Raw genomic sequence first — 7,839 nt, 5'->3', positions numbered from 1 at the left:
CCCCGAGACGAGGTCAGTGATGAGTGAGCCCGACATGGACCGGCCGGGTGTCCGCACCGAGGCGGCACCACCCGCCGAACTGGAGGTGCTGGCCGGTGACGTGGGCGATCCGGGCGGTATCTGGGACCCGGCCGTGCCCGGTCCGGAGTCGCTGGTGACCGATCCCGAACTGATGCCGGAGCCTCCGCCGGAGATCCGCGAGGCCGCCCGGTCGGCTCCGGACCACTGGTTCTACCTGCCGGACCCGAACTGGGAGGGGGACGGCGTGCCGCCGGCGTGGGCCGTGCTCGGGAGGTGGCGTGCGGACGAGACCGGGACCGTCGTGGCGTGGCAGGACAACGACGCCTACCGGCCCTCCCCCGAGGCCCTGGGCTGGGCGGAGCCCGTGGACGCGCTGGACAGGGCGCTCCAGTGGGCCGCCACCGGCTACGGTCCGGCGCAGGACCTGGCGGAGGCGATCGCCGCTCTGGACGACGTGGCGGTACTGCTCGACGAGGAGGGTGAACCCCGGGTAGGCGACGCGCCCGACGGCCTGCCGGCGGTGACGGTCGTCGGCCTGCCGGCGCCGGACCACTCCGCGGCGGCGGCGCTGCCCGCCCACCGCTCGGTGTCGCGGGCGGAGCTGTCCGATCTGCTGGCCGAGGGGCCGGGCCGGCTGCTGCTCGTCAGCCTGTCCTCACCCGTCGCAATGGTGATCGAGGCGGAAGCCCTGGAACAGGCCGGCATCACGGCACCGGCCCCGGAGGCGGCCCGCCCGGTACGCACGGTGAGCCACGCGGGGAGCACCGGCTCCGCCGGGCCGGTCCCGGCCTCCGCCGAGGAGGCGCCCCTGCTCGTCGGCGAAGCGTCCCCCGATGGCGACCCCGGCCTGCCGGGCACGGCACCGGGAGACGCCTGAACGCCCAGCCCCGGCACCGTGTCCCGCGCCCCGGTACCCCGGCCGCCTCCCGCGTCCGGGTGTCACCGTGGGGCGAGCAGCGTCTCAGAAACCCCGGCGGCTGTCGGAGTCCGGGAGCCGGTCCGCGATCCTCTTGATCTCCTCCATGTTGAAGCCCTGCGGGTACTCCGCGATCCCGCCGGCCTCCCATGCCCTGCGGACGGTGCCGGCCAGGATGTGCCCCGTCTGCTCCAGAGCTTCCAGCACCGTCTCGAAGTCACGACGGCTCTTGATCTGCAGGGCGAATTCGTCGTCTTCACCAGCCCACTCGTCTATGTCCCCCTCTTCGTAGCGCCTCAGCAGCTCCGTGACGATCCACTGGGCACGTTCGACTGTCATCTCGATGCGCTCCACGGCCATGCGCTGCCGCATCGAGTCGTAGTGGTAAACGGGACTGTCCATGACTGCTCCTCCGCTGCTTCGTTCCGGCGGTCGTACCGGTGGCCGGTGTCAGTCCTCGTGCAACTCGTCATGCAGGGGCTTGGTTCTCCGCTCCGCGGGGCGGTGCGGGGCGTCCGGGCCGAGCAGCTTGTCCAGCGTCAGCTCGAAGTCCCCCAGGCGGAACGTCTCGTCCCCGCCCGTGGACAGGGGGGCGAGGGTCTTCAGGACGCGTCGCATCACGTTCTCCCTGGCCTGTGCGGCCGTCTCCAGCACGGTGCCGGCCAGTTCCGTCGCGCTCATGGTGCGGTGCTTGCCGTCCAGGAAGACCAGCCCGGTCAGGTTGCCCTGGGAGCCGACCGTCACCTTCACCGACCGGTCCCGCGAGGTGACGGTCTCCGTCGTCTCCGCGAGGTCGCTCTGGATCCGTGCCGCGGCCTTGCTGGTCGCCTCCAGCCGGGCCTCGGCCTCGGCGATGCGCTTCTCCAACGATTCGCTCACTGCGAACCACCTCCTCCGGACGCTTCTACGGCCGTCCGGCGCCCATGGTTCGTCATCCGGTCCGCAGAGTGGTTGCAGACCGGCATCACCGCGTCACCGGCCGATCGCGGTGGGGGCGCCGCCCTCGTCGATTCCCCAGACGTCCTCTTCTTCCAGCACCCAGGCCGTGCGCTGCCGGTCGCCGCTCTCGTTGCCGTTCTGCTGGGGCGTGCCGGCCATGGGCGGCATCATGGGCGGCATCGGTGAACCGGTGGTGCCGGCCCGCTGCGGGACGCCGATGTCGTCCTGGTACGGCACGCCGGGCTGCGGCCGGGGCCCACGGTTCGTGATGTCGCTGCTCAGGACGGACCGCTGGCGTTCGGCGCTCCCGTCGTCTCCGGCGCCGGCGGCACCCATCCGGGGCGGCATCATGCCGGGGCTCGTGGGCGAGCCGTTCGATGTACCCGTACCGCTGAACAGATCTGAGGAGTCGTACAGCTCCTCCTCGTAGGGCAGGCCGGTGTACGCGTCCCAGCTGCTGCCGGTGCCGGTGCCGGTGCCGCTGCTCAGCGAGTCGAGGGGGACCGTGGTGGTGGTCCCGTCGGGGTGGACGGTGGTCATGGTTCCCCGGTCGGGGTCCAGGACCGTGGAGGTGCCGTCGGGGTAGTCGGTGACGATCGAGCCGTCGCCGTTGAGGGAGGAGGTGCTGCCGTCCGGGTTGCGGATCAGGTCGCCGACGTCCAGCGGATCGGTGTCGAGCGTTCCGTCGGGGTCCCGGGTGGTGACGGTGCCGGAGTCCGGGTCGATGGTCGTACGGGTGCCGTCCGGGTACGTCACGGTGACCGTGCCGTCGTTGTTCAGTTTCGGGATTCCGGCGCTGTCGGGGGACCGTCCGGGAAGGCCGGGCAGGTCGGGAAGGACAGGTGGGAGCGGGGTGTACGGGGATTCGAGGCGGTCCCGCAGCTCTTCCTGGCTGCGCTTCTGCTCCTTCGCCAGCTCCTCCTGCCGCCGCTTCTGCTCGTTCTGCAGTTCGTCCTGGCGGCGTTGCTGGTCCTTCTCCAGTTCCTCCTGGCGGCGTTGCTGCTCCTCCTGGAGCTTCTCCTGGCGACGCTGCTGCTCCTCCTGTTGTTCTTCGGCCCGGCGCTCGCTCTGCTCGCGCTGCTCCTCGGCCTTCCGCTCCTGCTCCTGGCGGCGCTTGTCCTCGTCGGCCTGGCGCTTCTCCTGCTGGGCCCGCAGTTCGTCGGCGCGGCGCAGCTCGTCCTGGTAGCGCTGCTCCTGCCGTTCCTCTTCCTTCTCCTGCCGCTTGAGCTGGTCCTGGTAACGCGTCTGTTCGAGCTTCTCCCGGCGGGTTGCCTCCTCCTTGGCGGCGTCGCCCGCCGCCTTGCGTTCCGCCTCCAGCCTCTTCCTCTCCTCGTCCTGGCGGGCCGCGAGCTCCTCCTCCCTCTTCTTTCGCTCTGCCTCCTGTTTGTCGGCGAGTTCCTGCGCCTGCTTCTCGCGCAGTTGGTCCCTCTTGAGGCTGTCCTGGTAGCGCTGGTTGTCGGTGACGAGCTGATTGGCCGCCAGGCGACTGTTCTCCTCCTCCCGGCGCTTGGCCTCCGCATCGGCCTTCGCCTGCAGCTCTTCCTGCCTCCGCAGCTCCTCCTGGTACCGCTCGTCGGCTTCCTTCTTCTGCTGGGCGGCCAGTTCCTCGGCCTTCTGTCTCTCCTTCTCGAGCCTCGCCTGCTCTGCCGCGTATCGTGCGTCGGCCTTCGCCTCGGCCTCTTCCTTGGCCTTCAGGTCCTCCTCCCGCTGCTTCTCCAGCATGTCCATGTACTCGTCGTGGTTGGCCTTGTTCTGGGCCGCCAGGTCCTCCGCGTCCTTGTCGGCTTTCGCCTTCATGTCATCGAGCTCTTTGTCGGCCTTCGCCTTGTCGTCGTCCAGCTTCTGGCGATCCTTCTCCTGATCGATCTCGGCCTTTTCCGCCTTGTCCTTCTGGTACTCGCCGTAAAGGCTCATGGCTTTCAGCTCGGCGACGGGGAACGTGCCCATGTTGTTCCACACGTTGAAGACGGACGCCATCGCCGTGCGCGCCGCCTCACCGATCGTTCTGTCCGCGTGCTCGCCCCACAGGCTGATGGCCTTTTCGCTGAGCGTCTTCCAGGTACTGATCTCGCTCAGCGGTCCGAAGTCCAGGTTCTCGAACGGGATACGGGCGTGGTGGTGGAAGTGGGCCATGCCGTACGTGTCGACCTCGTACCTGATGTCCACGCCCATGGAGTTGGCGTAGGTCCGCGTCTTGACCTCGTACCCGAGAGCGCCGCGGTTGTTGTGGAGGGTTTCCGCGTACACCTTGTCGACCAGGTCGTGCACCCACCACAGCGGATGGCCTTTCTCTCCGTACCAGGTGCTCCAGGCGTCGTACATGCCCTGGGCGACGGCGCGCAGTTCCTCCTTCGCCCGCTGGAGGTTCTGCGCCTGGACGGAGCGCCCCGAGACGATCTGGAAGTCCTCGGTGAACCTCTCGTAGTTGCGGTTCAGCCAGCGGACCAGGTCGTGGAAGACACTGGCTCCCTGTCCGAGCCAGGCCGCGTCCTCCTTGCCGAGGGACTCCTGCCACTGGCTGGTCTGCTCCGCACTCTGCCGGAAGACACGGGCGACCCGGTCGAAGGCGTCGCCCGCCCGGTCGAACGTGGCGAGGTCGACCACGTCCTGCGGCGGCACCTTCGCTCCGCTCCACTCGAAACCGTGGGTGCCGCCCGGCATGTAGAGCAGTTCCCGCAGGGCGAGTCCGGATCCGTGGATGTACTGGTAGAGCAGGGAGGTGTCCCAGGTGGGCCGGCCGGACATTCCGGCGTGGTTCTCGATATCGCTCTGGAACTTACCGCCGTGGCGCACGGTGCCGAGGGGGAGGACGCCCTTCTCCTGGCCCGTCGCCGGGTCCTTCTCCGTCCCCATGCCGATGAACGTCAGGCGCGCGGCGTGGAAGCTCATGTCGCCTCCGTCGTCCCGGGCGAAGGGGATGACGAAGTCGGTCTTGTCCACCTGCGGGCCGCTGTTCGCGTGGGAGAAGTCGTTCTCGCTGATGCGGGTGATCTCCACCTTCAGCATCGGAGCGTCGCTCGTGCCCTTCAGCTCCTCGAACAACTGGGCGCGGGCCGGTACGGGATAGCCGGTCAGGAAGGTGACGGCATCCTTCCACGGGTCCGGCATGTTTCCGGTAGGGGTGCTCACGGGGACTCCTTTCCGACGCCGGGCGCGGGCGCGAGGACGGACGTGGCGGACGCACGGCCCGGCGGCGCGGTTATTCCTCGGGGAGGCCGGACCCGCTCGGCCCTTCGATGATGATCGTGCTGTCCTCGAGACGTTCCAGGAAGTCCCGTCCGGCGATGTCCTCCAGCGAATCCGACTGTGCCTTCATATGGAGGTCGATGACCTCCTGGATGTCCTCCTCCAGCGTCCGGAAGAGTTCCACCTGCTTCTTCAGGGTGGTGTCGATGGATTCGGCCGACGCGCGCACCTGGTCGTTGAGCTGCTTCCCCCCGAGTTGCTCGCTCTTCACGAGCTGGCCGAGCGCCAGGGGTTTCGCCTGCTCCAGGTTGGCGGTGTCGACCACGCCGCCGAGCAGCTTCCACATGGAGGGGGTGTTCGTGCCGGGTTCGTCCTCCAGCAGCTTCTCGAGGTTCTTCCTGAAGGGCACGAGTTCATGGGTGAGGAAGGACTCGAGCCACTTGCGGTCCAGGTGGACGGTCTTGTGTTCTTCCGGCACGGGGCACTCCTAAGGGATCGCGTCACGCTGATGCCGTGTCGAGGGCTCGCGGTCCGGCCGGCCGGTGGGTGCGCGCCGGCCGGCCGGACCGGGCGCTAGCGCTCCAGCGCCTGAGCCGCCATACGCTCGTAGTACTTGTAGTTCTCGCCCAGCTTCTCGAGCAGGACCGCGTTCGTCGTGAGGATCTTCCCCATCGCCTTGACGGCCGCGTCCCAGTTGGCCTGCCTTCCCAGGTACACCGCCTGGTCCGTGCCACTCCATTCGGTGATCAGCGCGGCGATCTCCGCCTCGAGGTTGTCGAGTGTGGTTTCCAGCGCGACCGTCTGCGCGATGAGGTTGTCCGACGCGTCGGTCACTCTGTTGTATTCGACGTGGATGATGCCGTCTGTCAGGTCACTCATGGCCCGTTCCTCTCGTTTCGCTTGCCGACCGGTCCTACACGCCTCGGTTGGGGCCGAGGATGAGTTGCTCGATGACGTAGTCCGACTGGCTGCTGTGGTCCTTGATCTCCTGGAGGTTCTCGTCCTGCATCGACGACTTCAGGCCGATGGCTGTGGCGAGTGACGTGTCGAGTCCCTCCAGTTCGTTCAGGACCACTCGGGCCTGCTCCAGCCACAGGTCGATCAGTTTCTGGAACTCCACACCGTCGCCTCCCCCGTAGCCTCGGCTCAGGTCGGTCTTCGTGGTGTGGACGTCGTACATGATGCGCGTGATGCCCTCGTGCGCCATGTCGGTGGCGTTGCGGATCCGTTGGATGTCCTGGAGATTCGCTGACTGCAAGTTGCTCATGGTGCTTTCCCTTCGACTCGACGCGTTCCGGAACATTTCGGTGTGGTCGTGGTGGGCTGGCCCGTCGCGGCGCTCTCCACGCCGAGGTCCGGGCCGGTGGGCAGCATCGACAGCAGGAGTGACGGCAGCGCGGTCGCCGCGGCCTCGGAGTGGCCGAGCGCCGCCAGGTCCTCGGGGCGCGGGACGCCGTACTTCATGCCGGTGTCGGTGACCAGGTAGGTGGTGGCGCCCAGTTCGGTGCCCGCCGCGCCCAGGACGCGGACCAGTGCGCCGCGTCCCGGGGGGACGACGATCTCGTCCACGGGCAGGCAGGCCGGCGCCCGGTGCTCGGCGGGCGGCTGCGCGGCCGGTCCGAGTCCGTCCCGTGCCACGAGGGTCACGGCGACGCGGGTGCCGTCCGCGCCAGGTGACACCTGGGCGCAGGGCATCCGGTTGGCGGGCACGCCGGTCACGCGCGGCGGTGAGGGGGGCAGGCCGGCGCCCAGGCCGGCGGCGGGCGCGCCGGTCGCCAGGTTGCCGTCGAGGGCGTCCGGCCCGAGCCGGCGCACCAGCGCGGTTCCTCCGTCGTACGCGTCGCGCCGGGTGGCGGGGTCGCCGAGGAGCAGCGCGGCGGCGGTGTCGGTGAGGGGTACGAGGCCGTCCTGGCGCAGCAGGTGCAGCCGGGGGGTCGAGCCGGGTACGGCGACCTTGAAGAGCTGGCCGATACGGGTGGGCCGGCCGCCCAGATTCGGTCCGGTGCCGCCTCGGCCGGGGACCGGGGCGGCCTTGAGGTCGGGGCCGGCGGGCAGGGCGGAGAGGAAGGCGGCCGACACGTCCAACGGCGCGGTGGAGGCGTAGCCCAGCGAGGTGGCGGCGCGTGAGGCGGTGTCCAGGCGCAGGCGGCTGCCCCGCCACACGAGGTGGGCCGTCCCGTCCGGCCCGCGCACCAGCAGTCCGCGGCCGTCGTCCGGGGCCTGGCCGTCCTGGCCGGTGCCGACTGCCAGGACGGTCGCCGTGCGGGGGCGGGCGCCGTCGGTCCCGTCGTCCGTGCCCGGCGGGGTGTCGGCGGGCCGGGAGCAGACCAGCCAGGCGTCGGAGACCAGGTCGCCTGGGGAAGGCAGGGTGTCCGGGGCGCCGGGCACGCCCACCGGGGGGCCGAGAGGGGTGCCGCGCAGGGAACGGCCGCCGACGGTGGTGGTCTTCAGGTCTGGGCCCGCCAGCAGGCGGGCGGAGGCGTAGTTGTACACCGGGCGCAGCCGCCCGTCGAGGTACAGGTAGCGCGACCCGGTGTCCCGGTTGACGACCAGGGCGCCGGAGGTGCGCCAGGAGTCGGTGGTGCCGGGTTTGATGAGGCCGAAGACGAAGGCTCCCGCGCAGATGACGACGGCGATCAGGGCGCCGATGGCGGTGCCGCGGTTGGTGCGGCCCTGGGGGCTCTCCGGGGCGTCCGGGTCGGCCCGGAGCATGCTGGAGGTCAGGCGGCCCATGACGAACATGTGGGCCTGGACCTGGTCGCGTTTGGTTTGCACGG

The 7,839-nt window shown here is 69.8% G+C and carries 8 protein-coding genes; 1 reads left to right on the top strand and 7 read right to left on the bottom strand.

The features are described 5' to 3' along the window. Positions 1 to 19 precede the first annotated feature (19 nt). Positions 20 to 898, top strand: a complete 879-nt coding sequence (locus M8H82_RS30485) for a type VII secretion system-associated protein (RefSeq protein ID WP_250078308.1) — start codon at positions 20 to 22, stop codon at positions 896 to 898. 84 nt (positions 899 to 982) lie between these two features. Here M8H82_RS30485 and M8H82_RS30480 read toward each other — a convergent pair whose 3' ends face one another. The 7 genes from M8H82_RS30480 to eccB all read right to left on the bottom strand — a co-directional run bounded on the left by M8H82_RS30480 (position 983) and on the right by eccB (position 7,837). Continuing rightward, positions 983 to 1,339 carry a hypothetical protein gene (locus M8H82_RS30480; protein ID WP_250078307.1) on the bottom strand — a complete coding sequence of 119 codons (357 nt, stop codon included), beginning with the start codon at positions 1,337 to 1,339 and terminating at the stop codon, positions 983 to 985. 48 nt (positions 1,340 to 1,387) lie between these two features. Then, positions 1,388 to 1,816: a YbaB/EbfC family nucleoid-associated protein gene (locus M8H82_RS30475; protein WP_250078306.1), complete on the bottom strand. Its 429-nt coding sequence runs from the start codon at positions 1,814 to 1,816 to the stop codon at positions 1,388 to 1,390. A 93-nt stretch (positions 1,817 to 1,909) separates the two neighbouring features. Then, a complete protein-coding gene (locus M8H82_RS36540) occupies positions 1,910 to 5,005 on the bottom strand; it encodes an AAWKG family protein (RefSeq protein ID WP_308293293.1) in 3,096 nt (1,031 codons plus the stop codon). A 70-nt stretch (positions 5,006 to 5,075) separates the two neighbouring features. Then, the gene (locus M8H82_RS30455; protein ID WP_250078304.1) at positions 5,076 to 5,540 is read right to left on the bottom strand and encodes a type VII secretion system-associated protein; all 465 of its coding nucleotides are present in this window, start codon (positions 5,538 to 5,540) and stop codon (positions 5,076 to 5,078) included. Positions 5,541 to 5,635: 95 nt separating this feature from the next. Further along, positions 5,636 to 5,941, bottom strand: a complete 306-nt coding sequence (locus M8H82_RS30450) for a WXG100 family type VII secretion target (protein WP_250078303.1) — start codon at positions 5,939 to 5,941, stop codon at positions 5,636 to 5,638. A 34-nt stretch (positions 5,942 to 5,975) separates the two neighbouring features. Then, positions 5,976 to 6,329 (bottom strand): hypothetical protein, encoded by a 354-nt coding sequence (locus M8H82_RS30445; RefSeq protein ID WP_250078302.1) that lies wholly within the window; start codon positions 6,327 to 6,329, stop codon positions 5,976 to 5,978. Further along, positions 6,326 to 7,837 carry a type VII secretion protein EccB gene (eccB, locus tag M8H82_RS30440; RefSeq protein WP_250078301.1) on the bottom strand — a complete coding sequence of 504 codons (1,512 nt, stop codon included), beginning with the start codon at positions 7,835 to 7,837 and terminating at the stop codon, positions 6,326 to 6,328. The genes M8H82_RS30445 and eccB overlap by 4 nt, the downstream gene beginning before the upstream one ends. Positions 7,838 to 7,839: the final 2 nt, after the last annotated feature.

This window comes from Streptomyces sp. YS415 (genome assembly GCF_023544665.1).
GTDB lineage: Bacteria > Actinomycetota > Actinomycetes > Streptomycetales > Streptomycetaceae > Streptomyces.
Note: the sequence above shows the minus strand (reverse complement) of the source record. Positions and strands in the feature narration are given on the sequence as shown.

Excerpts from the sequence above, each read along its gene's own strand:
- M8H82_RS30485 (WP_250078308.1), top strand. The coding sequence starts at position 20 with ATGAGTGAGCCCGACATGGACCGGCCGGGTGTCCGCACCGAGGCGGCA.
- M8H82_RS30480 (WP_250078307.1), bottom strand. The coding sequence starts at position 1,339 with ATGGACAGTCCCGTTTACCACTACGACTCGATGCGGCAGCGCATGGCC.
- M8H82_RS30450 (WP_250078303.1), bottom strand. The coding sequence starts at position 5,941 with ATGAGTGACCTGACAGACGGCATCATCCACGTCGAATACAACAGAGTG.
- M8H82_RS30445 (WP_250078302.1), bottom strand. The coding sequence starts at position 6,329 with ATGAGCAACTTGCAGTCAGCGAATCTCCAGGACATCCAACGGATCCGC.